The 25,405-nt window shown below is 73.0% G+C and carries 24 protein-coding genes; 13 read left to right on the forward strand and 11 right to left on the reverse strand.

All coding sequences use genetic code 11. The features are described from left to right. Positions 1 to 43: 43 nt before the first annotated feature. The gene (locus ACFUNE_RS13875; protein WP_383566102.1) at positions 44 to 1,429 is read left to right on the forward strand and encodes a PAS domain-containing protein; all 1,386 of its coding nucleotides are present in this window, start codon (positions 44 to 46) and stop codon (positions 1,427 to 1,429) included. A gap of 89 nt (positions 1,430 to 1,518) precedes the next feature. Here the strand turns inward: ACFUNE_RS13875 and ACFUNE_RS13880 are convergent, their stop codons facing one another. Next, complete coding sequence (locus ACFUNE_RS13880; protein ID WP_383566105.1) at positions 1,519 to 2,274, reverse strand: SIS domain-containing protein; 756 nt, start codon at positions 2,272 to 2,274, stop codon at positions 1,519 to 1,521. A gap of 209 nt (positions 2,275 to 2,483) precedes the next feature. Here ACFUNE_RS13880 and ACFUNE_RS13885 point away from each other — a divergent pair, with 209 nt between their 5' ends. After that, positions 2,484 to 3,176, forward strand: coding sequence for a metal-dependent transcriptional regulator (locus tag ACFUNE_RS13885; protein ID WP_383566109.1), 693 nt, complete (start codon positions 2,484 to 2,486; stop codon positions 3,174 to 3,176). A 733-nt stretch (positions 3,177 to 3,909) separates the two neighbouring features. Continuing rightward, positions 3,910 to 4,803 carry an alpha/beta fold hydrolase gene (locus ACFUNE_RS13890; RefSeq protein ID WP_383566738.1) on the forward strand — a complete coding sequence of 298 codons (894 nt, stop codon included), beginning with the start codon at positions 3,910 to 3,912 and terminating at the stop codon, positions 4,801 to 4,803. Positions 4,804 to 4,968: 165 nt separating this feature from the next. Here the strand turns inward: ACFUNE_RS13890 and ACFUNE_RS13895 are convergent, their stop codons facing one another. The 3 genes from ACFUNE_RS13895 to ACFUNE_RS13905 are packed head-to-tail and all read right to left on the reverse strand — an operon-like array spanning position 4,969 to position 8,149. Continuing rightward, a complete protein-coding gene (locus tag ACFUNE_RS13895; protein WP_383566112.1) occupies positions 4,969 to 6,612 on the reverse strand; it encodes a transporter in 1,644 nt (547 codons plus the stop codon). Further along, entirely contained in the window at positions 6,609 to 7,433 is an 825-nt protein-coding gene (locus ACFUNE_RS13900; protein WP_383566115.1) for an ABC transporter ATP-binding protein, read from the reverse strand. The genes ACFUNE_RS13895 and ACFUNE_RS13900 overlap by 4 nt, the downstream gene beginning before the upstream one ends. A gap of 38 nt (positions 7,434 to 7,471) precedes the next feature. Further along, positions 7,472 to 8,149: a bifunctional DNA primase/polymerase gene (locus tag ACFUNE_RS13905; protein WP_383566118.1), complete on the reverse strand. Its 678-nt coding sequence runs from the start codon at positions 8,147 to 8,149 to the stop codon at positions 7,472 to 7,474. A 254-nt stretch (positions 8,150 to 8,403) separates the two neighbouring features. Between ACFUNE_RS13905 and ACFUNE_RS13910 the strand changes: the two genes are divergently transcribed. Next, positions 8,404 to 9,786: a transcriptional regulator gene (locus tag ACFUNE_RS13910; protein ID WP_383566121.1), complete on the forward strand. Its 1,383-nt coding sequence runs from the start codon at positions 8,404 to 8,406 to the stop codon at positions 9,784 to 9,786. Positions 9,787 to 9,945: 159 nt separating this feature from the next. Next, on the forward strand, positions 9,946 to 11,451 hold the full coding sequence (locus tag ACFUNE_RS13915; RefSeq protein WP_383566124.1) for a hypothetical protein: 1,506 nt from the start codon (positions 9,946 to 9,948) through the stop codon (positions 11,449 to 11,451). A gap of 55 nt (positions 11,452 to 11,506) precedes the next feature. On the opposite strand, the gene ACFUNE_RS13920 is transcribed toward ACFUNE_RS13915, so the two are convergent. Then, positions 11,507 to 12,775: an ABC transporter substrate-binding protein gene (locus tag ACFUNE_RS13920; RefSeq protein WP_383566127.1), complete on the reverse strand. Its 1,269-nt coding sequence runs from the start codon at positions 12,773 to 12,775 to the stop codon at positions 11,507 to 11,509. A gap of 174 nt (positions 12,776 to 12,949) precedes the next feature. Here ACFUNE_RS13920 and ACFUNE_RS13925 point away from each other — a divergent pair, with 174 nt between their 5' ends. Together ACFUNE_RS13925 and purU are read left to right on the forward strand one after the other, a co-directional pair. Continuing rightward, positions 12,950 to 13,396, forward strand: coding sequence for a hypothetical protein (locus ACFUNE_RS13925; RefSeq protein WP_383566741.1), 447 nt, complete (start codon positions 12,950 to 12,952; stop codon positions 13,394 to 13,396). A gap of 28 nt (positions 13,397 to 13,424) precedes the next feature. After that, the gene (gene purU / locus ACFUNE_RS13930) at positions 13,425 to 14,324 is read left to right on the forward strand and encodes a formyltetrahydrofolate deformylase (protein ID WP_383566130.1); all 900 of its coding nucleotides are present in this window, start codon (positions 13,425 to 13,427) and stop codon (positions 14,322 to 14,324) included. A gap of 79 nt (positions 14,325 to 14,403) precedes the next feature. Here the strand turns inward: purU and ACFUNE_RS13935 are convergent, their stop codons facing one another. Continuing rightward, complete coding sequence (locus ACFUNE_RS13935; RefSeq protein ID WP_383566133.1) at positions 14,404 to 15,693, reverse strand: maleylpyruvate isomerase N-terminal domain-containing protein; 1,290 nt, start codon at positions 15,691 to 15,693, stop codon at positions 14,404 to 14,406. After that, entirely contained in the window at positions 15,690 to 16,271 is a 582-nt protein-coding gene (locus ACFUNE_RS13940) for an RNA polymerase sigma factor (protein WP_383566136.1), read from the reverse strand. Before ACFUNE_RS13940 ends, ACFUNE_RS13935 begins: the two co-directional genes overlap by 4 nt. A 288-nt stretch (positions 16,272 to 16,559) precedes the next feature. On the opposite strand from ACFUNE_RS13940, the gene ACFUNE_RS13945 reads away from it, so the two are divergent. The 3 genes from ACFUNE_RS13945 (at position 16,560) to ACFUNE_RS13955 (ending at position 18,632) form a co-directional block, all read left to right on the forward strand. After that, positions 16,560 to 16,934 carry an STAS domain-containing protein gene (locus ACFUNE_RS13945; RefSeq protein ID WP_383566139.1) on the forward strand — a complete coding sequence of 125 codons (375 nt, stop codon included), beginning with the start codon at positions 16,560 to 16,562 and terminating at the stop codon, positions 16,932 to 16,934. Positions 16,935 to 17,016: 82 nt separating this feature from the next. Further along, positions 17,017 to 17,553, forward strand: coding sequence for an EF-hand domain-containing protein (locus ACFUNE_RS13950; RefSeq protein WP_383566142.1), 537 nt, complete (start codon positions 17,017 to 17,019; stop codon positions 17,551 to 17,553). Positions 17,554 to 18,170: 617 nt separating this feature from the next. After that, positions 18,171 to 18,632 (forward strand): ATP-binding protein, encoded by a 462-nt coding sequence (locus tag ACFUNE_RS13955; protein ID WP_383566145.1) that lies wholly within the window; start codon positions 18,171 to 18,173, stop codon positions 18,630 to 18,632. A gap of 121 nt (positions 18,633 to 18,753) precedes the next feature. On the opposite strand, the gene ACFUNE_RS13960 is transcribed toward ACFUNE_RS13955, so the two are convergent. Further along, on the reverse strand, positions 18,754 to 19,743 hold the full coding sequence (locus ACFUNE_RS13960; protein ID WP_383566148.1) for a GlxA family transcriptional regulator: 990 nt from the start codon (positions 19,741 to 19,743) through the stop codon (positions 18,754 to 18,756). A 71-nt stretch (positions 19,744 to 19,814) separates the two neighbouring features. Between ACFUNE_RS13960 and ACFUNE_RS13965 the strand changes: the two genes are divergently transcribed. The 3 genes from ACFUNE_RS13965 (at position 19,815) to ACFUNE_RS13975 (ending at position 22,583) form a co-directional block, all read left to right on the forward strand. After that, positions 19,815 to 20,231: a DUF2809 domain-containing protein gene (locus tag ACFUNE_RS13965; RefSeq protein WP_383566744.1), complete on the forward strand. Its 417-nt coding sequence runs from the start codon at positions 19,815 to 19,817 to the stop codon at positions 20,229 to 20,231. 79 nt (positions 20,232 to 20,310) lie between these two features. Further along, the gene (locus ACFUNE_RS13970; protein WP_383566151.1) at positions 20,311 to 21,624 is read left to right on the forward strand and encodes an MFS transporter; all 1,314 of its coding nucleotides are present in this window, start codon (positions 20,311 to 20,313) and stop codon (positions 21,622 to 21,624) included. Positions 21,625 to 21,680: 56 nt separating this feature from the next. Further along, the gene (locus tag ACFUNE_RS13975; RefSeq protein WP_383566154.1) at positions 21,681 to 22,583 is read left to right on the forward strand and encodes a hypothetical protein; all 903 of its coding nucleotides are present in this window, start codon (positions 21,681 to 21,683) and stop codon (positions 22,581 to 22,583) included. 18 nt (positions 22,584 to 22,601) lie between these two features. Here the strand turns inward: ACFUNE_RS13975 and ACFUNE_RS13980 are convergent, their stop codons facing one another. The 3 genes from ACFUNE_RS13980 to htpX form a co-directional block, all read right to left on the reverse strand. Further along, entirely contained in the window at positions 22,602 to 23,789 is a 1,188-nt protein-coding gene (locus ACFUNE_RS13980; RefSeq protein WP_383566157.1) for a flavin-containing monooxygenase, read from the reverse strand. Positions 23,790 to 23,880: 91 nt separating this feature from the next. Further along, positions 23,881 to 24,471 carry a hypothetical protein gene (locus ACFUNE_RS13985; RefSeq protein ID WP_383566160.1) on the reverse strand — a complete coding sequence of 197 codons (591 nt, stop codon included), beginning with the start codon at positions 24,469 to 24,471 and terminating at the stop codon, positions 23,881 to 23,883. A 9-nt stretch (positions 24,472 to 24,480) separates the two neighbouring features. Beyond that, positions 24,481 to 25,392 (reverse strand): zinc metalloprotease HtpX, encoded by a 912-nt coding sequence (htpX, locus tag ACFUNE_RS13990; RefSeq protein ID WP_383566164.1) that lies wholly within the window; start codon positions 25,390 to 25,392, stop codon positions 24,481 to 24,483. Positions 25,393 to 25,405: the final 13 nt, after the last annotated feature.

The following is a 25,405-nucleotide window of genomic DNA, read 5'->3' on the forward strand; positions in this document are numbered from 1 at the left end:
AATGCGGAAAGCGAAGCGGTACACGCCCTGCGGGAGGTACGGAGTGAGTGCTTCCAGGAGCACCGGGACCACCGACGCGATCGGCCCCGACGAGGACCCGGAACGGGCACCGTCGGCGGCGATCCCGGGCTCCCGGCTTCTCGCCGCGCTGCTCGACGGGATGGACGCGGCGCTCTGCGCCTTCGACGCGCACGGCACCATCACCCACTGGAACCGTGAGGCCGAACGGATCCTCGGCTGGAGCGCCGTGGAGGCGGTCGGGCGCCGCGGATTCGCGGGATGGGCCGTGCGGAGCGCGGACGCGGGTGACGTGCAGGGGCGGCTGCTGGCCGTCATGGACGCGCCGGGCCGGCAGGTCCACGAGTTCGCCCTGCTCCGCAAGGACGGCGGACGCGTCCTGGTGCGGACCCAGTCCTCGGGGGTCCGCGGCGAGGACGGGAAGCCCGCCGGGGTCTACTGCGCCTTCAGCGAGGTGCACGCGCAGATCGATCTGGAGCGGTCCATCGCGCTCAGCGAGGCCCTGTTCGAGGACGCTTCCTGGGGTGTGGTCGCCGTCGACGTCGACCTGCGCCCGACCGTGGTCAACGCGTACGCCGCCCGTGCGCTGGGCGGCGGGCGTACCACGCTGCTGGGGCGTCCGCTGGGCGAGCTGATCGTGCAGGGCGTCGAGGACCTGGAGGGCGCGCTGCAGCACGTCCTCGCCGAGGGCGCTCCGCCCGCCCCTGCCGAGCTGTGGGTGACTCTGCGGACCTCCGAGGGCGACCGGCGGCGCTGCTGGCGTAGCGGGTTCCTGAGGCTGGCGTCGCCGCTGGCGGAGGAACCGGTTCCGCTGGGGGTCGGGTGGCTGTTCCGTGACGTCACGGCGGCGAAGCTCGCGGAGCAGGACGCCGACCGGGTGCGCTTCCGCGCGAACCAACTGCACCGGGCCGCCCGCCAGGCGGCGGAGTGCGAGGACCCCATGGAGGCGGCGACCACGTCGCTGGACTACGCCCTGGCGGGGTTCGCCGACCACGCGGTGGTGGACCTGCTGGTGGACCTGGCGGCGGGGGAGCGGCTCGTACGGGCCGCGGCCACACCGTCCGACGCGCCGGGCCCCTGCCTGCCGGTCTCCGGTGGCCCGCTCCCGGTGCGGTACGCGCCGGGGCACCCGGCACTCCAGGCGGTGGAGCGTGCGGGGTCCGTCCGCTCCGCCGCGCCCGCCGGGTCGGGCGGGGCCTGGGCGGTGGAGCACCAGTGGCCCGGCGACTCGGTGCACGCCCTGTGCGCGGTGCTGCGGAGCCGGGGGCGGACGCTTGGTGTGGTGACGTTCCTGCGGGCGGGGAACCGCAGCGCGTTCGAACGCCCGGACGTGGTGTACGCCGAGAGCGTGGCGGTCCGGGTCGCCGCCGCGGTCGATCTTGCCCGGCTGACGGCCGGGTCGGGGGCCTGAGGGGGCCCGTGAGGGCCGGGTGGGGCCGGGCGGGGCCTGGGCGGGGCCTGGGACGGGCCGCCCGTGCCGCTCGGTGCCGGTTGGAGGAGTCAGTGCCGGTAGAAGATGCGGTCGCCGTACTCGCGCATCACGCGGCCGTTCCACTCGTGCCCGCCGTCGACGTTGCCCGAGCGCAGCAGCGGCGGCTCGATCCCCCGGGCGACGAGCTCCTCCGCCGCGGTGGCCATCATGGCCTGCATCAGCGCACTGGTGACGACCGTCGAAGCGGGTGCGAACGGCGCTTCGACGCCCTCCGCCGTCAGCTCCGCGTCACCGATCGAGATCTTGCTGTCGAGCACGATGTCGCAGTGGTCCCGGAGGAATCCGCCCGAGGCGTGCCGGGACCTGGTGCCCGTCGTGTACGCGACCGAGGTGACCCCGACGACCGTCAGCCCGAGGGCTCGCGCGTTCTGGGCCATCTCCACGGGCAGCGCGTTGCGCCCGGAGAGGGAGATGATCACCAGGAGGTCGCCCGAACGGGCCGGGCTGGAGTCGAGCACGGCACTGGCGAGACCGTCCACCCGCTCCAGCGCGGAGCCGAGGGTGGCCGGCATGACGTCGACGCCCACGGTGCCGGGGACGGCGAGCAGATTCATCAGGGCGAGCCCGCCCGCCCGGTAGACGACGTCCTGTGCGGCGAGCGAGGAGTGCCCGGCACCGAAGGCGAAGAGCCTGCCGCCGGCGGCGACGGTGTCGGCGATCGCGGCTCCCGCGGCCGCGACTGCTCCGGACTCCTCGTCGCGCACCCGCTCCAGCAGGCCGATCGCTGCGTCGAAGAACTGACCGGCGAGCTTGCTGTCGCTCATCGAGGAGGCCTTTCCGGCGGGGGAGCGGGTCCGTGCGGTGCCCGTGTCGCGGATCACGTTGCGGTCTGGACCAGTGGACTGTCAAGGGTGCCCGGAACCGGCCCCGGACGCCGACTCCCGACGGCGGGGCACGGTTGCCGGTGCTATGCGTCAGAATTGGTGGAGGGCCATCGCACGACGACTTCACGTCACAGCATCGAGGGGCACGTATGTCCGGACTGATCGACACAACGGAGATGTATCTCCGCACCATCCTCGAGCTCGAAGAGGAAGGCGTGGTCCCCATGCGCGCCCGTATCGCCGAACGGCTGGACCAGAGTGGTCCGACGGTCAGCCAGACGGTGGCGCGGATGGAGCGGGACGGGCTGGTCCAGGTCGCGGGCGACCGCCATCTGGAGCTGACCGAGGAGGGGCGCCGCCTCGCGACCCGGGTGATGCGCAAGCACCGGCTCGCCGAGTGTCTGCTCGTCGACGTCATCGGCCTGGAGTGGGAGCAGGTCCACGCCGAGGCGTGCCGCTGGGAGCACGTGATGAGCGAGGCCGTGGAGCGCCGGGTGCTGGAGCTGCTGCGCCACCCGACGGAGTCTCCGTACGGGAACCCGATCCCGGGTCTGGAGGAGCTGGGCGAGAAGTCCGAGGCCGATCCGTTCCTGGACGAGGGCATGGTGAGCCTGTCCGAGCTCGACCCGGGCGCGGAGGGCAAGACCGTGGTGGTGCGCCGGATCGGTGAGCCGATCCAGACCGACGCGCAGCTGATGTACACGCTGCGGCGCGCGGGCGTGCAGCCCGGTTCGGTCGTGAGCGTGACGGAGTCGGCCGGCGGGGTGCTGGTCGGATCCAGTGGGGAAGCGGCCGAACTGAACGCCGAGGTCGCCTCGCACGTCTTCGTCGCGAAGCGCTGAGCAGCGCGTTCGCAGGGACCGGTGGCCTGCTCGCAGATGCAGGCGCCGGTGCCGATGCACGTGCAGATGTGAGCCGGTAAGCCCGCTTTCTGTTTTCCGCCCGGAATCGCAGCGCCCGGGCGAAACGCGTGCCAGGCTGTGGCCAGGCATATGACCTGAGGGTGCCGGCAGCGTCTGCCGCGCGGTCCGGGGAGGGAGCAGGGAATGCGCCCGTCGCACTGGCACGTGCACCGTGAGGTGACTGCCGGGCGCCCCGGCGCCCTCGCGCTCCCCGGCGCCCGCCCGGTCGTGCGGCCTGTTCGAATCGCACCGGCCGGCCCGCGCCCCGCTCCCCTGAGCCGTCGCGCGGTCCCCGCCGTCGGCCGCCCGGCCGCTCCGGCGGGCCCGCGCACCTCCCCGCCCGCCTGCCGCGCGGTGCCGGAGGGCCGCCGCGAGCGTGGACCCATGTGTTCCGGAATCAGGGGGCGGCCCCGGCGCCCGAAGGTGCCGGGGCCGAACCTCCCCTGCGCTGACCTGGAGCCCCGAGCTCTCGAGGTCAGTCCCCGCGGACCCCTGTCCCCGAGTGGTCCGCTTCCCGGAGGAGATCTCCCCCGGGAGGCCGTCGTCAATCCTGAACCGCTGTCACCCGAACGTGGGATGTTGCGAGCCGGAAGCAGGTATTCGAATAAGAGTTCGATAGTCTGGCGAGCGTGAGCGCACGGTGATCGAGGACCAGAAGGGGGTGCCAGAACCTATGGTGCGGCGCATCGATGTGACCGGGTCGGACGGCGTGGGCCTCGCGGCCTGGGAGTTCGCCGATCCGCCCAAAGGGCGTCCGGAGACCGCGCAGGCCCCCGGGATCTTAATGCTCCACGGGCTGATGGGCCGGGCCACGCACTGGGCCTCCACCGCCCGCTGGCTCTCCGAGCGCCACCGGCCGGTCGGTCTCGACCAGCGCGGCCACGGACGGAGCGAGAAACCGGACGGCGGCCCGTACACCCGTGACGCCTACGTCGCGGACGCCGAGGCCGTGATCGAACAGCTCGGCCTCGCCCCCGTCACCCTCATCGGGCACTCGATGGGTGCGCTCACGGCGTGGCAGCTCGCCGCGAAGCGCCCCGATCTCGTCAAGGCGCTGATCATCTGCGACATGCGGGCCTCGGCCATCGGGGCGGCCTCGCAGCGTGAGTGGGAGGACTGGTTCAACGCCTGGCCGCTCCCCTTCGCGACACTCGCCGAGGTGCGGAAGTGGTTCGGCGAGGACGACCCCTGGGTGGAGCGGCCCAACCCCTCCCGCGGCGAGTTCTTCGCCGAGGTGATGGCCGAGAGCTCCGACGGCTGGCGGCCCGTCTTCTCCCAGGAGCAGATGCTGACGTCCCGGGCCACCTGGGTCTTCGACGCCCACTGGGAGGAGCTGGCACAGGTGCGCTGCCCCACCCTGGTCCTGCGCGGGATCGAGGGGGAGCTGGGCAGGGCCGAGGCCCAGGAGATGGTCCGCGTCCTGCCGCGCGGGCAGTACGCGGAGGTGGAGGACGCCGGCCACCTCGTCCACTACGACCGGCCGGAGGCCTGGCGCAGGGCGGTGGAGCCGTTCCTGGAGCAGCTCGCCGAGGGCTTCCGGGACGACCGGCAACCCGTCAGCCCCTGAACCGGGGCGCCTCATCCGGAAGGCCCCGGTCCAGGCGCCCGTCCCGCAGGGCCCCGGTCCGGGGTGCTGGTCCGCAGGGCCCCGCTCAGGGGCGCCCTCGTCCTGCCGGGGCCCCGGCCTCCGGTGCTCCCCTCCCGCCGGGCCCCCGGCTGCCCCTGGCGTCCGTCAGCCCTTGCTTACCGCGGCCAGGATCTCCGGGAGCCGGTCCGCCGTGCGCGGTGCCGCCAGCCGTACACCCAGCCACCCGATGAACGCCCCGTACACCGCCCCCAGCGGCAGCAGCAGCCACAGCTGGTCCTGACGGTCCGCCGCGTGCAGCCAGATCGTCAGCGCGATCACCGGCCCGCTGAGCACCGCGGACGCCACCATGCCGCCGAGGATGGAGATCCAGGCGAGCCCGCCCTGCCCCGGCACCACGTTCTTGAACGCCCCGTCCTGCGGGATCGAGTACGGGAACAGCGCCGACGCCAGCGCGCCCGTCGCCAGCATCGCGCCGAGCAGGGCGAACGACAGGCCCACGACACCCGGCAGTGCCGCCCAGTCCCCGAGCACCGCCGCGGTTACCACCGTCACCAGGACCGTGTACGGCAGGGTGATCAGCAGCAGTGCGAGCGCCCGCGCCCGCAGTTCGAGATAGGCGTCGCGGGCCGAGGAGACCGACAGCGCCACCATCCAGAAGGCGGAGGTGTCCTGGCCGAACTGGTTGTACATCTGCATGCCGAGCATGCCGGCCGCGAAGCAGGCGAAGTAGGCGGACCCGGTCCCCTGCACCGCGTTGAGCACCGGCACGATCAGGCCGATCGCCAGCGCCGTCACCCAGGACGCCTTGGTCTTCGGATCCCGCACGACGTACCGCAGGCTCCGCTGCATCACCGTGCCCGTACGGCCCTCGGGAAGCAGGGCGAGGAGCCCGGAGCGGTCCGCGCCGGACCGGTCGGCGGACGGTTCGGCGGCGGCGATGGTGGAGCCGTCCGGCGAGGTCATCAGCTTGTCCAGGCTCCGCTGCCACAGCCACAGCAGGCCGGCCAGCGCGAGCGCCGAGACCAGCAGTTGCGTGAGCGCCGCCCCGTACGCCCCCTCGGAGGCGGATGACACCGCCCCGAGGGCCGAGGCCGGGGGCAGCCAGCGCACCACGTCCGCGAGGGGTTCGAGCGCGGACAGTCCGCCGGCCCGGCCCAGGCTCTGGGCCGCGAAGTTGACGAACTGGATGCCCACCGCGATCACCAGCCCGCTGAGCACCGCGAGGTCGCGGCCCTTGCGCGAGGTCAGCAGCCGGATGTTGGCCGTGGCGACCGACCGGGCCAGCGCCACGCAGACCAGCAGGGTCAGCGGCACGGCCGCCAGCCCGAACACCACCGCGACCGCGCCGTGCGCCACCGCGATCACCGAGCCGAGGGCCAGGGCGAGCGTGAAGAGCGGCCCGATGCCGATCAGCGAGGCCACCAGCAGCGCCCCGATCAGGGGACGGGGCCTCAGGGGCAGCATCACCAGCCTGCTCGGGTCGAGGGTCTCGTCGCCGCTCGGGAAGAACAGCGGCATCACCGCCCATCCCAGCGCCAGCACCGCGGTCATCAGCACCACCAGCGTGTCCGCCTGCGCGTGGCCGCGGAGCACGACCAGGCCGATGACCTGGCCCGCCGCGAGCAGCACGGTGACGACGAGGGACGCGATGTAGGCGGCCCGCCGCCCGGACGACTGGCGCAGACCGTTGCGCAGCAGCGTCAGCTTGAGCCGTACGAAGACGGAGACGAGGCGCTGACCGCCTGCGGCCGGGACGGCGGTCCCCGCGGGAGCGTCCAGCACCGTCACCGGGCACCGCCCAGCCAGTCCAGGGACTCCCCGGTGTCCCGGACACCCGCGCCGACCAGTTCGAGGAAGGCGTCCTGGAGGGTGGCCGCCTCGCCGCGCACCTCGGCCAGCGTGCCCTGGGCCCTGATCCGTCCCGCCGCCATGACGGCGACCCAGTCGCAGAGGGACTCGACGAGCTCCATCACATGGCTGGAGAAGATGACGGTCGCGCCGGAGCGGGTGTAGCGCTCCAGCACTCCCCGGATGGTCTGTGCGGACACCGGGTCGACGCCCTCGAACGGTTCGTCGAGGAAAAGGACTTCGGGATTGTGCAGCAGCGCGGACGCCAGTCCGATCTTCTTGCGCATCCCGGTCGAGTAGTCCACGACCAGTTTGTGCTGGGCCCCCGCGAGGTCCAGGACGTCGAGGAGCTGGGTGGCCCGCTTGTCCACCTCCGCGCCCGGCAGGCCGCGCAGCCGGCCGGTGTAGCCGAGGAGTTCGCGGCCGGAGAGGCGTTCGAAGAGCCGCAGCCCTTCCGGGAGCACCCCGATCCGGGACTTCACCTCGACCGGGTCCCGCCACACGTCGTGGCCGCCGACCTCGATCCGGCCCATGTCAGGCCTGAGCAGCCCGGTCACCATCGAGAGCGTGGTGGTCTTCCCCGCGCCGTTGGGGCCCACCAGGCCGATGAACCTGCCCGCGGGCAGATCCAGGTCGATCCCTCCGACCGCGACCTGCTCCCCGAACCGCTTCCACAGTCCCTCCACCCGGACGGCCGGTGGTGGGGCCGGAGCCGCCCCCGCCACGTCGGTCCCGCCCGCACTGTCCGCCTGGTCCGGCATGGCACTGCCTTTCGATATCCCCGCGTGTGGGGACCACCCTACGAAAGACGGCTCCTGGCGTCGGCCGCTTCCCGGGCACAGGCGTACGCGAGCGGGCCGACCAGCTCGTCCACGTCGGGCAGCCACAGGTTGGCGCGCGAGGGGCGGCGTGCCCACTGCACCGCGCCGCGTCCGGCCAGCCGGGTCGGCGGCCCGGCCACGTAGTCGCCCTCGCCGCGTCCCACCAGCCGGATCGCCCTGGCGTCCCAGCCCAGTTGGCGCACGAGCTCGGGCGCCTTGGCCGCGGCGCCCGGCTGGGCGAAGAACAGCATCCTGCGGTCCGGTGTCCGGGTCACCGGGCCCAGTGTGAGGCCCATCCGCTCCATCCTGGCCAGGGCCAGGAAGCCGGCCGACTCCGGCACGTCCAGGGCGTCGAAGGTCCGGCCGGCCGGCAGGAGGACCGAGGAGCCGGGCTGCCGGGACCACATCCGGCGGGCCGCGGCGGCGCTGCCGGTCGCCTGGCCGGCCCAGTCCGGCCGGGTGGGGTGGGCTCCCGGGGCGCCGCAGGCGGCCTCGCCGCACGAGCAGCGCTCCTTCCCCCCGACCGCCTCGAGCCAGGTGCCGGGGAACACGTCCCAGTGCCGCTCCTGGGCGTACCAGGCAGCGGCCTCGAGCAGCTGTTCACTTCGCTGTTGGGGGACCTGGGCGGCTTCCGTCACTCCGATGGGCTCTTCCACGCCCTCTCAACTCCCGTCGTCACCTGGGGTTACGGGCGCGCGTGCGCCCTTCGGGGCGGATCGATCCTGCATATGGGGCGCACGGAGGCACGGACGGGGGCGCGTGCGGGCGAGTGCACCGATGCGGGGGTAACCACTTGCACGACTGCGCCAACTCGCCACCGCTCGTACCCGATACAGATGAATATGCGCATTTCTCGTGCCGTGCCGGGCAGTGATTGCTTCACTGAATCACTGCGGTCTCAGGGGGAAAAATGGCAGCCAGGCCTCTCGTCGCCCGTCAGCCGAACGAACGGCTCCAGACGCTCATCCAGGAGGCGGCGTGTTCCAACGCCGGTCTCGCGCGCCGGGTCAACATGGTCGGGGCGGAGCGGGGGCTGGACCTCCGCTACGACAAGACGTCCGTGGCCCGCTGGCTCCGCGGGCAGCAGCCGCGCGGCAGGGCACCGGGAATCATCGCCGAGGCGATCGGCCGCAAGCTCGGCCGCACGGTCACGATCGACGAGATCGGCATGGCCAACGGCAAGAGCCTGGCGTCCGGCGTCGGCCTGCAGTTCGCGCCCACCGTGCTCGGCGCCATCGAGCAGGTCTGCGAGCTGTGGCGCAGCGACGTGGGCCGCCGCGACCTGCTGTCCGGGTCGGCGGTGGCGGCCTCCGCCCTGGTCGAGCCCAGCCGTGACTGGCTGATCACGGGCGCCGACCCGCAGGTGGCGCGGACGGCCGGGAGCAGGGTCGGCACGGCGGACGTGGCGGCGGTGCGGGCGATGACGGCCGCGCTCGTCGACCTGGACCACCGCTTCGGCAGCGGTCACGTCCGTCCCGTCCTGGTGCACTACCTCAACAGCGTGGTGTCCGGGCTCCTTTCGGGGTCCTACCGCGAATCGGTGGGCCGCGAGCTGTTCGGCGCGGTCGCCGGACTCACCGAGCTCGCCGGGTACATGGCCGTCGACACCGGCCAGCCGGGACTGGCCCAGCGGTACTACATCCAGGCGCTGCGCCTGGCCCAGGCCGCGGGTGACCGGGCGTACGGGGGCTATGTGCTGGCCGCGTCGATGAGCCATCTCGCGGCGCAGCTCGGCAATCCCCGCGAGATCGCCCAGCTGGCGCGGGCCGCGCAGGAGGGCGCGCGGGGACGGGTGACCCCGCGGGCGGAGGCGATGTTCTACGCGGCGGAGGCCCGGGGCCACGCGCTGATGGGCGATGCCCGGGCCTGTCAGACGGCGGCCGGCAGGGCTCTCGCGGCGCTGGACCAGGCCGATCCGGGGACGGGCGACGACCCCGCCTGGATCGCCCACTTCGACGCGGCCTACCTCGCCGACGAGCTGGCGCACTGCCACCGGGACCTGGGGCAGGGCGGCCCGGCGGCCAGGCGGGCGAAGGAGGCCCTGGCGGCCCTCCCGGAGTCCCGGACCCGGCGCCGGGGGATCGGCCTGGTGCTGCTGGCCACGGCGCAGGTGCAGCAGCGCGAGGTGGAGCAGGCCTGCCACACCGGGCTGCGGGCGGTGGAGCTCCTGGGGACGGTGCGCTCCAGCAGGGGTGCCGAATATCTCGACGACCTCCAGCAGCGGTTCGAGCCGTACGCGAACGAGCCGGCGGTCCGTGAGTTCGGCGCCAGGCTGGAGCTCCAGGCCGCCTGACCGGCCCTTTCGGCGGGCGCCCATGAACAGCGCCTTGGGTGCCTCAGGTGTTACCCGCGGTGTGAAGGGGTGGTGAGCGCCCTCGGGCGCTTGGCGCCGGGCTGCGGCCACCCGGTAGCGTGAGCCGACGATTCCATAGGTTCACACGTAGGAGTCCCGGTGACGCAGAGCGGACAGGGCGACGAGCCGCAGCTTCCCGCTGTACGGCCCGCGCACGAAGGTGTCGTGCTGCCCGCGGAGGGTGGTTCCCCCTGGAACACGGGGAGCCCGGCGGGCGGGCAGCAGGACCACGCCGCCCCCGCGGGCGGGCAGCCGTGGGACCGGCCCTGGGGGCCGCAGGCCCCGCACCAGGACGGCCCGCCACCCGGCCGGCTGCCACCGGAGCAGCACCAGCAGGACATGTACCAGCAGCACGGGCAGTACCAGCAGCAGCAGTACGGGTACCCGCAGCAGCCGCAGGACACCTACCAGCAGCAGCCCCAGGACGCGTACCAGCAGCAGCCCCAGGGCGCGTACCAGCAGCTGCCCCAGGCGTACGCGCAGCCGCTGCCGCCCGAGGCCGGCCCCACGGGCCCGGCCGCGGGCCAGGGCGGGGACGCCGACGCCACGCAGTACATCGCGCCCGTCCCCGGCGGCCCCCTGCCCGGCGGTCCGCCTCCCGAGCGCGCGGCGGACCCCACGCAGTACATGGGGCAGAACGCCGCCGCCGGACAGCCGTCCGACGCCGACGCGACCCAGTTCATACCCCCGGTGCCCGGTGGTGCCCCGTACGGCATCCGGCCCGGAGCCCCGGGCGACCGGCAGCCGCCCGCGGAGTTCGACAGCCTCTTCCGCAACGAGGAGCCCGCGGGCTCCACGCAGCAGATGCCCCGCTTCGACCCCCGGCAGCAGCAGCCCCAGCAGCCGCACCAGGGCGGGCCGGGCGACCGTCAGCCGCCGCAGGGCGGCCAGCCCTTCCCGTCGGGCCCCCAGGGCCCCCACGACGGATACGGCGGGCACGGCGGCCAGGAGCCCGGCCAGGACGGCGCTCCGCGCAAGCGCTCCGCGGCGGTCCCGCTCATCGCGGCTGTCGTCATCGGCTGCGCCGTCATCGGTCTGGGCGCGGGTGCCCTGATGAGCGGGGGCGACGACAGCCCGTCGGACGGCAAGCAGCCTGTGTCCGCGCAGAGTTCGTCGGGGGGCGAGCCCTCCACGCAGGCGGCCGACCCGGCGAAGCCCCAGGCCGAGGAGCTCGACAAGCTGCTCGCCGACAGCAACAACAGCCGTGCTGCGGTGATCGGCGCCGTGGAGAAGATCAAGAGCTGCCGGGCGCTCGACCAGGCGGCCACCGACCTGAAGGGCGCCGCCCAGCAGCGCCGCGGCCTGGTGACCCGGCTCGAGACGCTCAGCGTCGACCAACTCCCCGCGAACGCCGAGCTGAAGACGTCGCTGACCAAGGCGTGGCAGGCGTCGGCCGAGGCCGACGACCACTACGCCGCGTGGGCCGAGCAGGCCCAGAACGACAAGAAGGTCTGCAAGGGCGGCAAGGCCCGCTCGACCGACGCGACGAACAAGGCCGGTGTGTCGAGCAGCGACGCCACCATCCAGAAGCGCAAGGCTTCGGGGCTGTGGAACTCCATCGCGCAGAAGTACGGGCTGACCGAGCGCGCCCCGACGCAGCTCTGACGCGACGGCCTCCGGCCCCGGTGTCCTCACCGCGGGCCGGAGCCTCGCGCGGGTGTCAGCCGCCGGTGGGGGCGTTCACCAGGGTCTCGGTGACATCCACGAAGCCCTTCCGCTCGGCGGTGAGGCGTCCGTCGCGGACCACCTGGAACGTCACCCGCCCGTTGACGATGCGTCCGTAGGCGGCCGTGCCCACCATGTCCTGGAAGCGCCAGCGCAGGGTCGGGGTGAGGCCGCCGGTGTCCACCTCGGTGCCGCGGTTGAGGCTCACGGAGATCCCGCCCGCCGCGATGTCGGGCTGGTCCATCGCCTCGATGACGGCCCTGAGCGCCGTGTACGCGATCCAGGTCGTCTGCACGCCCGTGTCCGCGGGATCGATCCGGTTGTCCCCGAACGCGTACGTCCGGATCACCTCGCGCATCTCGTTCCAGCGGGCGTCGCCGGACGCCGGGTACCAACCGGTGACGAGTGCCCCCTCGAAGGGGCTGTGCGGCCCGCCCGTACGGTCGATGAGGCCCTGGCCGACGCTGCCGAGCACGGACGAGATCCGCACCTCGCTGCCCTCGGGCTCCAGGCGCCGGAAGGAGTCGAAGAACGTCTCCGTGCCCTGCCCCAGCACCGCGGTCACACAGCCGCCGCCCGCGTGGTCGAGGGCCTTGGCCGCCTCGGAGTCGTACGACGTGGCCCCCTCGGCCGCGCTGATGTCGTAGGAGGCGGCGCGGTCGCTCCGGCCGAGGCTCGCGTCCAGGAGACCTGGCATGGTGTCGCCGACCAGGGTGTCGGGCCGCACCAGCGACACCCGCTCGCAGCCGGCGGCCAGCTGCTCGCCGTTGCCCGCGACGAGCGCCGGCTGCCCGCCGTTGACCGGGTAGGAGAGATAGCTGGTGAACTCGTCGGCGGACGCGCCGTACCCGCCGATGTACGGGATGCCGGCCGCCTCAAGCGGAGCCAGGAAGGCCCGTCCGTACCTGCTGTACGAACCGACGACCGCCGCCACGTCCTCGTCGGCCGCCCGGCGTGCGCACTTCGAGGCCCCGGCCGCGGTGTCCTGCTCGTTGCAGGTGAGCACCCGCAGCTCGTGGCCGTCGATGCCGCCCTTCTCGTTGATCCAGCGGGCGTAGGTCCTCGCCATGGCCGGCATGCCCGCCATGTTCACGGAGTCGGCGCCCGTGGTGTCGGGAGCCCACGTCATGACGGTCACGGGCTCCCTGGAGTCCCCCGAGATCCCGGGGATCACCCCGCAGCCGGACATCAGCAGTGCCCCGGCCGCCACAGATGTGAGGACTTTGCAGGGGCGGGGGGAGGTGGGGCGTCGCCATCCGGTCATGGGCATGAACTTTTGCGGTGCACGGGTAACGCCCCGGTGTGCCGTGGTCAACGCACGGTGACGCGGAAGTGAATTACGGGGGCCCGTGCATGGCCCCCGGGAGGGAACGTACGATCGGCAACCGTGCAGCAAGGTTCGGAGAACACTTCCCGTCGCGGCCGTCGCTCCTCCACCATGGGCGGCATGCCGCTCAACGACATGCCCTGGTGGCGCTGGCGCAGCAACGTGCGCTCGGCGCTGCACATGCTCTCCGACCCCGTCTTCCACCACGAGTGCTGGCTCGCCGGCCGGGAGGGGTACGGCGACATCACCGACGCCGTGTACCGCCTGGTCGAGGACACCTGGCTGGACAACTGGTCCGCCGAGAAGTACGTGGGAACGATCTTCCGCGACTCGGCCGAGGCCGCCCTCGTGGACGTCGCCGCCCTGCGGGTGCTGCGCATCATGCACCAGATAGGCGCCGACGCCCCCGTCTCCGCCTACCTGGAGCACCCGGGCTGGCAGGAGGCCGTGGTGGCCTCCCGCGAGGCCCATGTGATGCTCGCCACCAACGACGGCGAGGATCCCGACACCCCGCCGCGTTCCCTGGACGTGCTCCGCATCATGACCAGATCGGCGTGACCCGCGGGCGGTGTGGCACCCTACGGGGATGACCGCGCAGCCGCCCGCCGAATCCGTATCCGCTGCCTCGGACGCCCCCGCCGAGCAGTACGTCCTCACGCTCTCCTGCCCCGACAAGCAGGGCATCGTGCACGCCGTGTCGAGCTACCTCTTCATGACCGGCTGCAACATCGAGGACAGCCAGCAGTTCGGCGACCACGACACCGGTCTCTTCTTCATGCGCGTCCACTTCTCGGCGGACACCACGGTCACCGTGGACAAGCTGCGCGCCAGCTTCGCCGCGATCGGGGACGCCTTCCGGATGGACTGGCAGATCCACCGGGTGAGCGACCGGATGCGGATCGTGCTGATGGTCAGCAAGTTCGGGCACTGCCTCAACGACCTGCTGTTCCGCTCCCGCACGGGCGCGCTGCCCGTCGAGATCGTGGCCGTCGTCTCCAACCACACGGACTTCGCCGAGCTCGTCGCCTCGTACGGAGTGCCCTTCCGGCACATCCCCGTGAACAGGGAGAACAAGGCCGAGGCCGAGGCGCAGTTGCTGGAGCTGGTCCGCGGGGAGAACGTCGAACTCGTGGTCCTGGCGCGGTACATGCAGGTCCTCTCCGACGACCTCTGCAAGCAGCTGAGCGGCCGGATCATCAACATCCACCACTCCTTCCTGCCGAGCTTCAAGGGTGCGAAGCCCTACCACCAGGCACACGCGCGCGGTGTGAAGCTGATCGGTGCGACGGCGCACTACGTGACCGCCGACCTCGACGAGGGGCCGATCATCGAGCAGGAGGTCGAGCGTGTCGGGCACGGTGTCACGCCGGACCAGCTCGTGGCCGTCGGGCGCGACGTCGAGTGCCAGGCGCTGGCCCGCGCCGTCAAGTGGCACTCGGAGCGCCGCATCCTGCTCAACGGCCGCCGCACGGTCGTCTTCGACTGAGCCCGGGGCGGTCCCGACGGCCGTGGCCGACACGTGAGCACGCCCGTCGGCGATCCCGTTCCGGCCGACGCGCGGTCGCTCAGAGCCGGCTGAGGGACGCCGCGGCGAAGAGGACGTCGCGGATCGCCTCGCGGTCGCCCTCCTGTCCCGCCGCGGCCTCGACCGGCGGTACGTGGCCGGCGACGAGCCGGCAGAACTCCACGCCGTCGAGCGCGACCTGCGCGACCGTGTGGGCGGAGGAGCCGAGGGCGGCCGGCGAGTCCAGGGCGATGTACCAGTCGCCGCCGCCACGGCCCTCGACCTCCAGGTGGAGGGAGCGGCCCGGTGACCCCGCGGTGACCAGGTGGCGGGCCGGTGAGGCCAGCCCCGCGCGGCGCCGCTCGGCGAGGATGCCGGGGAGCAGCCGGGCGGCCAGGTCGATCATCCGGTGCAGATGGGCGGCGGCCGGCGGCTCGTAGGGGTAGTCCACCGCGTCCGCGATGTCACCGCCGTGGATCCAGCACTCGAAGGCCCGCTCCAGGAGCGAGTCCTGCAGCGGGAGGGCGAAGCCCCCGTACGGCACGGAGAGCTCCGCGACGCCGCGGCCGGCGAACGACACCGTGCGGACGAGGGAGTGGCTCTGGTCACGCCAGGGCTCCCGCACGGTCCGGGTGGGCGGCCGGAGAGCGGCCGCCCAGTACGACTCGGTGCGCTCGGTCGGCGTCGTCGGGGCCCCGTCGCCCTTGCCGAGCGGGTCGTCCAGGCCGAGCGCTCCGGACACCAGGCCGTCGACTGCCATGAGGTGGCCGATGACCCCGGCGACCGTCGTCTTGCGGTTCACCTGCCGGTCGCCCTCGAACCACTTCAGCCGCACCGGCGCGTGCCACTCCGAGTCGCCGATGTCCCGCAGCAGGGCGTCGAGCCGGGCGGTCTCGGCATCGTACGGCGCGGCCCAGGACGGGACGGGGATGCGCGCAGGGCGGCGGCCCAGACAGCCCTCCAGGACCCGGGACCGGAGCATCGGGTCCAGGTCCAGGGTGCCGTCGGCGTGCAGCAGCCCCACGGCGTCGCGCAGCCGTAGCGCCTCGTCGGCACAGGGCGCGCACCCGGTGAGGTGGTCCTCGACCGCCGCGGTCTCCTCCGCGGAGCAGGCGGCCAGGGCCCAGGCGCCGAGGAGGGACTTGAGCACCTTGTGCGGGAGCGGCGGGGCGGGCGGACCCGGAGGTCCGGGCGGCGGGGGAGGGACCGGGGGCTCCGGCGGCTGAGAGCCTCCCGGGGCGAAGGCCGGGGGCAGCTGCTCCTGGTCGTCCGCGGCCGCCCGGGGCCCCGGTATGCGCCGCTCGACCGGCTGTTCCCCCTCGCGGCCCTCGCCGCGTCGGCCCCCGCTCACCCTGTCGGTCCGTAGCCGGGAGGGGCCGAGTCCGCCGGCAGCCGGGTGTTCGCGGTGGAGAGCAGCTGGAGCCCGAGGCGCAGCCGGCGCCTGGCCTCGTCCCCGGTCACGCCGAGGTCGGCCGCCGCCTGCCGGTAGTCCCGGCGCTGGACGTACGCGAGCTCGAGGGCGGCGCGCAGCGGGGCGGGCATGGAGGCGACGATGTAGTCGGCGCGGGCGGCGGCGGTGGCCTTCAGCACCCGGTGCTCCAGCTCCTCGGCCCGTGCGTCGGCGCCGGGCCCCTCCGCCTCGCCGTGCGCCCCGCGGAGGCGCTGCACGGACCGGCGATGGGTGAGCCGCGCCACCCAGGAGCGCATCGAGCCGTGCTTGGGGTCGTACGCGTCCGGGTTCTCCCAGACGTAGCCGAAGACCTCGCGCGTCACCTGGTCCGCCGCGTCCTCGTCGTCGAGCATGCGGTGGGCCTGGCTGTGCACGAGGGCGGCGAACCGGTCGTAGAGCTCACCGAGCGCCGCCGCCTCGCCGCGCGACAGCCGCTGCTGCATCCGGCGGTCCCAGCGCGGTGGTGCGTCCTTCGCCATCCAGCCCCCAGCCCTGTACCTCTCGTCACGTCGAATGTAGTCGGCGGCACAGTCGGGGCACGTACCTTTCCGGCAAGTACGTCCCTCGAGCGGCGCTGAATGATAGAGAACGCTTCACCCCTTGCCCTTTCCTGATCGCGTAAACGATCCTGAAGTGATCATTTCTGGATGAATCCTGTGCCGGGCCGGGGAGCGGAAGGGTGTTTCGCGGGCGGGTACGCGGGCAGCCGCGAGGAGGAACGGAAAATTCCGGATCCTCCGGAGCCCCGGAACGAGAGGCCGAGTCGCGTGACGTTGAACGTGTACGAGACGGAGCAGGACGCGTGGACGGTGCTGCGGATCCACGGCGAGCTCGATCTCGTGAGCTCACCCGTCGTGCGCCAGTCCGTCCACGGGGCGGTGGCCGCGGGGCAGCACGACGTCGTCCTCGACCTCTCGGGCGTCCTGTTCTGCGACTCCAGCGGCGTCGGCGTCCTGATCGCCTCCCGCCGTCTGATGAAGTCCTGCGGCGGGCGCCTGCGGCTGATCCTCCCGGCCCGGGGCGCGGTCGACGGCTCGCACGTCAACAAGGTGCTCGGCGCGCTGGGCGTCCGCCGGCTGTTCGACGTCTACCCCGACGCCGACGCGGCGACCGACGACGAATCCCAGCCGCTCACCGCGTGACACGCCGGTCCGCAGCGAGGTTGTCACCTCACTGATGGGAGTTGGTGACACGTGACGCCGTCCGGCGTCGTACGCTCCCCGCATGGACAGCGCAGAGTACGAGCGCAAGATCGCGCACCGCTTCGCCGCCTTCGACCAGGACGGCAACGGCTACATCGATCGCGCCGATTTCAACGCAGCCGCGGCCCGTCTGCTCGCCGAGTTCGGTACGACGGCCCGCTGCGACCGGGGCCAGTCGCTCTACACGGGTGCCGAGGCCTTCTGGCAGGGCATGGCCGGCATCGCCGACGTGGACGGGGACCAGCGGGTCAACCGGGAGGAGTTCGTCGGCGGAGCCGTGAAGCGGTTGCGCGACAGCCCCGAGCGCTTCGCGGAGATCGCGCGCCCCTTCCTGCGCGCGGCGATCGCCGTCGCGGCCGGCACGGATCCCGAGGGTTCCGCACCCGCGTCCGCCCCGGTCGCCGCCGTGGAGCGCGCCCTGCGGGTGCTGGGCGCCGCGGACGACATCGCGAGCGTCGCGGCCCGGAGCCTGGACACCGATCAGGACGGCCGGATCGCCGAGACGGAGGCGGTCGCCGCGTTCTCCGCGTACTTCACGGTGATCGAACCCGACGCGTAGCCGACGTGACCGGGCCCGACGCGCAGCCACCGTGACCGGGCCCGGGGCGTGAGGGCCGTGACCGGGCCGGGATGCGGCGGACGTACGTCAACACGCCGAACGGCGTGAGCAGTTCGTGCCCAGCCGCGGCCCGGTCCCGGCCGCTCCCGGTCCGGAGCGCGGGGCGGTCGTGGCTGACCGGGGGCGTACGGACCGTGTGCCGTGGGTGACGCAACGCATCCGCGAGCGGGGTGCGTGCCCCCGGTCACTTGTCACCGGGCGGAGTCGAGGCTCGTCGCTCGGGTACGCTCCGTTGGATGCGAGTGGTACTGGAACCGGAGAATCCGGGTGCGCCCCACGGGGTCGCCCCGGACGGTGCACGGTGCCCTGCTCGCAAGCCACGGAGCTGCGGCCGGTCCGCCGGGGACTCGGTCCCCGGGATGCCGGTGCGCTTCTGTTCGACTCTCCGCAGCACGCGTCGCACAGTATGGACCACGCGTACTCCTTCGCGCTGGAATATGCCCGAAGCGCTTGTTGCGGTGACTGTACGTCAACCATGCTGTCTCACAGGGGAGTCACGTTCCGTGACCCTGAGGAGGCGCGAGGCGATGTGTCCGCCGGTTCGGATGGTGTGAGCGGTGCAGGTGCTTCAGGTTCAGCTGGAGGTCGGGCCGGATCCCTCGGAGGTGGGACGGGCCCGCAGATGGGCGCGGTCGCGCCTGGCCGGGTCCGGGATGGGGGACGACGAGCCCCTCGCGGAGACGCTCATCCTGCTGATCTCGGAGCTCGTCACCAACGCGGTCGTCCACACCGGCTGTCCGGCCGTGCTGCGGATGCTGTTCGGCTCGGCGAATCCGGCGGGTTCGGCCGGGACGGTGCGGGTCGAGGTGGCCGACACCAGCTGCCGTCCGCCCCAGCCGCGTCACGCCGCGGGTGAGGACACCGGCGGTCGTGGTCTTGAGCTGGTGGACGGCCTGGCCGACCGCTGGGGCTGGCAGCCGGAGGGCGCCGGCAAGCGGATCTGGTGCGAGGTCGACCGCAGCGGGCCGGTGATGATCCCGGTGATCCAGGAGCAGCCGGGCGACCGGGCCTGTCTCTGAACGGACGGGCCTGTTCTCCGGGCGGATCGACCGTGCCCGGGTGGACCGACCTGCTCTCCGAGAGTGCCCGGGTGGACCGACCTGCTCCGAGCCGCCCCCGTGGCCTTCTTCCCAAGCCCCCTCAGCGCCCGGCGACCGCCGAGCGGAACGTCCGCCGGTAGACCGTCGGCGACACCCCCAGCGCGGCCTGCACATGCTGCCGCAGTGACGTGGCCGTACCGAAGCCCGCGTCCCGCGCCACCTGGTCGATCGACAGGTCCGTGGACTCCAGGAGCTGCCGTGCCCGCTCCACCCTCTGCTGCACGAGCCACTGTCCAGGGCTGATGCCGGCCTCCTCACGGAAGCGACGGGTGAAGGTGCGCACGCTCATCGACTCCCGGTCCGCCATGTCGCGCAGCAGGATCGGCTGTTCGAGCCGGCCGAGCGCCCAGGCCCGTGCGGCCGTCGTCGTGGCGAGCCCCGCCTCGGGCAGCGGGCGCCGGATGAACTGCGCCTGACCGCCGTCACGGTGCGGGGGGACGACGGTGCGGCGGGCGACGTCGTTGGCGACGGCGGTGCCGTGGTCCCGGCGCACGATGTGCAGGCAGAGATCGATCCCCGCGGCCACACCGGCCGATGTCAGTACGTCCCCGTCGTCGACGAACAGGACGTCCGGGTCGACGCGGACCTCCGGGAAGAGCCGCTGGAAGTGGTCCGCCGAGGCCCAGTGGGTGGTGGCCGGGCGCCCGTCCAGATATCCGGCAGCGGCGAGGACGTAGCCGCCCGTACAGATCGAGACCATCCGGGTCCCCGGTCGGATGTGCGCGAGTGCGGCGGCCAGTTCGCCGGTGAGCCGGCCCTCCTCGTGGACGGGGCCGAGCTCGTACGAAGCCGGGACGACGACGGTGTCGGCGGTGGCGAGCGCTTCGGGCCCGTGCCCGACCACGATGCTGAAGTCGGCGTCGGTGCGGATGCGGCCCGGTGGTCGCACGGAGCAGGTCACGACGTCGTACAGCGCCTCGCCCGTGACGGACGTCCCGACGTTCCGGGCGCCACCGAAGATCCGTTGCGGGATGCCCAGCTCGAAGGGGATCACCCCGTCGAGGGCGAGGACGACGATGCGGTGGCGCATGCGGACTCCTGTTCTCCCACGGATTGAGTGCGACGGGCCTGAGCCTGATAAAAGTACCGGCCATGAACGACATGCCGACCGTCAGCTCAGCCGGCCCCCCGGCACCCGTCGTCCGCGCCACGGCTGCGGCGGCGGCACTGGTGACCGTGGCCGCGGGCCTCGGCGTCAGGGCGGCGGCCGGCGGGGACGCGGCCAAGTACGCGGGCGACGCCCTCTACACCGTGCTGGTCCACACCCTGGTGGTCCTCCTCGCGCCCCGGGTCCGGCCGTCGGCCGCCGCGGGCATCGCCCTGGCGGTGAGCTGGGCGGTGGAACTGGCGCAGCTCACGGGCGTACCGGCCGAGTTGGCACGGCAGAGCACGGTGGCGCGGTTGGTGCTCGGCTCCACGTTCAACGCCCCGGACCTGCTCTGGTACGCGGTGGGGGCCGCGCCGGCCTGGGTGGTTCACAGCCGTCTCGCGCTCCGCCGCCTCCCCGTGAGGTCCTGAGCCGCGTGGCCCGATCCCTGCGAAGGGTGTCCTCCCGGCCACTCGTCCCGGTGCGGTCCCCGGCCGGATGCTGAGTGGCGTGAACCGGACAACCGACAGTGCGACGGTCGAGAGCGCTCCTCGACGCCCCTTCCGCCCGCGGATCCACCGCGCGTGGATCGTCGCCGCCGTCACCTTCGTGACGATCATCGGCGGCGCGGCCTTCAACTCCCTTCCCGGACTCCTCATCGAGCCCCTCAACGACGACTTCAAGTGGTCGTACGGCGAGATCGGTCTCGCCGTCTCCCTCGACATGGCGCTGTACGGGCTGACCGCGCCGTTCGCAGCGGCCCTGATGGACCGGTTCGGCATCCGCCGGGTCGTGGTCGTCGCGCTCAGCGCGGTCGCGGCCGGGGCGCTCGCGAGTGTGTGGATGACGGCGGCCTGGCAGCTGATGCTGTACTGGGGCGTGCTCGTCGGCCTGGGCACCGGCTCGATGGCGATGGCGTTCTCCGTGACCGTCACCAACCGCTGGTTCGTCGCCCGGCGCGGACTGGTCACCGGGATCCTGACCGCGGCGGGGGCCTCCGGCCAGCTGGTCTTCCTGCCGCTGTGCGCCTGGATCGTCGACCGGCACGGCTGGAAGCCGGCTTCGGTGACGGTCGCGCTGGCGGCGCTCGTCGTGGTCCCCTTCGTCTGGTTCCTGATGCGCGACCACCCGGCCGACATGGGCCTCGCCCCGTACGGGGGCGCGTACGCGGAGAAGCCGGCCCCCGCGAAGGGCGCTGCGAGCCGCACCGTGCGCGTCCTGTTCGACGCGGCCCGCACCGGCCCGTTCTGGCTGCTGGCGGGTTCGTTCGCGATCTGCGGGGCCTCCACGAACGGCCTGATCCGCACCCACTTCGTGCCCTCGGCCCACGACCACGGCATGGAGATCACCGCGGCGGCCTCGCTGCTGGCCGTCATCGGCGTCTTCGACATCATCGGCACGATCTTCAGCGGCTGGCTCACGGACCGCTTCGACGCCCGCAGACTGTTGGCCGTCTACTACGCCCTGCGCGGTGTCTCGCTGCTGTTCCTGCCGGTGCTGATGGCTCCGGCGGTGCATCCGCCCATGGTCTTCTTCATCGTGTTCTACGGCCTGGACTGGGTCGCCACGGTCCCGCCGACCATGGCCCTATGCCGGGAGCAGTACGGCGAGGACAGCGCGATCGTCTTCGGCTGGGTCCTGGCCTCGCACCAGGTGGGCGCCGCCCTGGTGGCGTTCCTCGGCGGGGTGGTACGGGACGTGACCGGGTCGTACAACCTCGTCTGGTACGCCGCCGGGGCGCTGTGCGCGACGGCCGCCCTGATGGCGCTGATGATCAGGCGCGTGCGGACGGCCGGTCCGGCGGGTCCCGTCGTGGGCGCCTGATCCCCGCCCGGAAGGGACCGCTACCGTTCCTGTTCTCCGGCAGACGGGTGGGGCGGATGCGTGAACCGGGTACTCCGGGGGCGGTGGCGCCCGACGGCACCGTCGCGATGCTGGTGTGTGCGGCGCAGTCGGGGGCACTGCTCGTCGGCTACCTGCAGGTGCAGTTCGGGCGGACGGACGAGTACGGGAGGGAGCCCGCCTCATCGCTCGGGCTCCTGTGCCTGATCGTCCTCGGTCCGCCGCTCCTGCTGTTCCTCGGGACGGTGCACACCTTCCTCATGACGGTGCCGGCCGATCTCGCGGGCCACGCGGTGGCCCGCCGTACGAACGGCGTGCTGTGGCAGTGGCAGGGCGGGTGCGTAGCCGCGCTCGGAGCGGTGTACGCGGCGGCGCTCGCGGCCGCGGGCGCCCCGTTCCTGTACTCCTGGGCGTGGATCTCAGGGAGCGGCGTACTGCCGCTGCTGGCCGTCGCGTGGTTCCACGGAGCCGCGCGGAAGCGTGGGCGGCCGTACAGCAGGGGTGAGGTGTGGTTCCGGGTGCTGCCCGCCGGCTTCCTGCTCACGGTGGCCGTGATGGTGGCCTGCGGTGCCGCCCTCGGCACCGGCGCCGTCGGGGCGTACGAGGCCCCGCGTCCGACCGGCGAGGCCATGCCCGGCGTCTGGGCGAGCGAGGACGGACGGGCCGAGGTCCGTCTCCACGCGGACGGCCGAGCGGTGCTCTCCGGAGTGCCGTACGGGGACTGGGAGGAGGAGGGCCGCTGCGACGGCACGGGGACGTGGTCGTACGCCTCCGGGAGCGGCGCCGTCAGGGGGACGGTGGACTTCGACGTCCCCGGGGCGGACTGCCCGATCGGCCCGTGGACGGTCGGCGGAACCACCGAACGGCTCGAGCTGTACTCCCTGTTCGGCGATCCGGACGGCGGCGCCGTCCGGATCCTCGTCCGGCAGGAGTCCGACTGAGGGCTGTTGTTCCCGTCGTCAGTCCTGGGCGGCCAGCCGTCTGGCCATCTTCCGTGCGTCCAGGGCGATTTCGCGGAGCATGCCGCTGATCGGGTTCGTGAATCCGGTGAAGTAGAGGCCCGGGGCCCCCTCGGGTGTGCGGGCGCCGTGCGCCGAGGGACGGCCCCGGGCGTCCAGCACGCCGAGGTGGCCGACCAGACCCTCCAGGGCGCGTTCGTAGCCGGTCGCCGCGATCACCGCGTCCGGGGTGACCCGGGTTCCGTCGGCCAGGACCACGGCGTCCCCGTCGAACGACTCGACGGCCGCCACCGGGGTCACCCGGCCGCTCCTCACCGCGTCGATCAGCCCGACGTCCTGGACGGGGATGGCGCCCTCCTTGACCCGGGAGTACAGCCCCGTGTCCGGGCGGGGGAGGCCCTGGTCCGCCAGGTCGGGGACGGAGACGCGGCACATCAGACGCCCCGCCCGGTCCACGAGCCGGACCGGCAGCCTGCGGACCAGGACGGCGGTCGCCTGGGCGGGCCAGCCCGCCGTGGAGCGGCGCACGATGTGCGGGGTCGTGCGGACCGCGATCCGCACCCGGGACGCTCCGCCCTCGACCAGGTCCACCGCGATCTCCGCCCCGGTGTTGCCGACGCCCACGACGAGGACGTCCCTGCCCGCGTAGGGGGCCGGGCTCCGGTACTCCGAGGCGTGCGTCAGCTCGCCCCCGAACCCCTCGCGGCCGGGCCAGTCGGGCACACGCGGGGTGTGGTTGAAGCCGGTGGCCACCACCACCGCCCGCCCGGTGAGCACCCGGCCGCCGGTCGCGCTCAGCTGCCAGCCGGTGCCGTCGCCGGTCCGGTCGATCCGGGACACCTCGACACCCGTCACCACTTCCAGCTCGTGGTGCTCGGCGTACTTCTCCAGGTAGCGCACCATGTCGTCGCGCGACACCCAGCGCCCGAACCGGCGGGGCATCGCCAGACCCGGCAGCGCGGACCAGCGCCTGATGGTGTGGAGGTGCAGCCGGTCGTAGTGGCGGCGCCACGACGACCCGACGTGCCCGGACTTCTCCAGCACCACCGCTCGTACGCCGTGCTCCCGCAGGGCGGCCGCGGCGGCGAGACCGCCCGGGCCGCCGCCGATCACGTAGACGGGCCGGCCGGCCGTCCGGTCGAAGGAGGCGGAAAGCGCGTCATCGGTGGGGGAGGTGCGTTCAGGCATGGTTCGGAGCGTAATGGGACATGGACATGATGGGTTCCGGTACGGACGGGAATCGGTTGCGAAATGATCACGGGTGCCCGGATCCGCCCGTTCAGAGACCGGGTGCGCCCCACACCGGGAACCAACGGGAGAGGTCGCTCTCCACCCGGAGGTCGTCGCCGAGTACCGCCCGCACCTGGAGCTCCACCTGGTTGTCGCGCCTCTCCCCGCCGCCCGGCGCCGGCGCGAACGGATAGAACGTGCCCCGCTTGTAGAGGTAGACCAGTGCGAGCGAACGCCCCTCCGGCCCCCGGAACCCGATCAGTGAGCACAGCAGGTGAGGGCCGAAGCCGCCGTCCTGGAGCAGGGTGTTGACCGCGTGCAGGTCGTTGACCAGGGCGGCCGTGCCCTCGCCGCCGGGTTCCTGGCGGGCCAGCAGCCAGGTGTAGCCGTAGGCGTCCCGGCTGAACTCCACGGGGACACCGCCGCGCCCGGTGTCCGCGTCGAGCAACTCCCGTACGTCCTCCTGGACACGGGCGAACGTGCCGCCCTCCACCCCCGCGAAGCACACCGAACCCAGCCCGGTCGGCGTGAAGCCGGTGCCGGCCTGGAGAGTGAGGGCGGCGGACGGCACGGCGAAGAGCTGGTCCAGGTCGGGGCGGACCGGTCTGCTGCGCCCCAGGATGCTGTCGAGCAGTCCCACGGGAACTCCTTACGGGTGGGAGAGGCCGGCCGAGATGCGGGCCAGCTGGTCCAGACGCTGTTCGAGGGTCGGGTGGGAGGAGAGCAGCCGGCCCAGGCTCTCCCTGGCGGCGAAGGCGGGCACGAAGTAGAAGGCGTTGTACGGCTCCGCCTTCCGCAGGTCCTCCGTCGGGATCCGGGCCATCTGCCCGCTCACCTTGGTGAGAGCGGAGGCGAGTGCCGAGGGGCGGCCGGTGAGCAGGGCGGCCGTGCGGTCGGCGGAGAGCTCGCGGTAGCGGGAGAGCAGCCGGGTCAGCAGGAAGCTCAGGGCGTACACGACCGCGCTGATCAGCGGGATCAGCATGATGATGATGCCCGCGGGGTCGTTGCCCCGGCTGTTGCGGGCGAAGCCGCCCCAGAGGGCGACCCGGGTGACGACGCCGGCGAGGACGCCGAGGAAGGACGCGATCGTCATCACGGCCACATCGCGGTGCGCGACGTGCGACATCTCGTGGGCCAGGACGCCCTCGAGCTCCTCGGGCTCCAGTCTGCGCAGCAGTCCCGTCGTGGCGCAGACCAGCGCGGTCCGCTCGCTGCGGCCGGTGGCGAAGGCGTTGGGCACGTCGCTCCGGGCGACGGCCACCCGGGGTTTCGGCATGTCCGCGAGGGCGCAGATCCGGTCGATCGCGCCGTGCAGTTCCGGCGCCTCCTCGGGAGTGACCTCGCGGGCGCCCATGCCGTAGGCGGCTATGCGGTCGCTGAACCAGAACTGGGCGACGAACAGACCGCCCGTGATGATCAGGACGACCGGCCAGGCGCCGCGCAGGACGGCGAGGAGCACACCCACCAGGACCACGTACAGCAGACCGATGAAGAACATGGTGCTCACCATGCGGGTGGTCAGCCCGCGGTCCGGGGCGTAACCGGAACGGGTCCGTGCCATGGGTGCCTCCAGC

This window comes from Streptomyces sp. NPDC057287, from assembly GCF_042667905.1.
Lineage (GTDB): Bacteria > Actinomycetota > Actinomycetes > Streptomycetales > Streptomycetaceae > Streptomyces.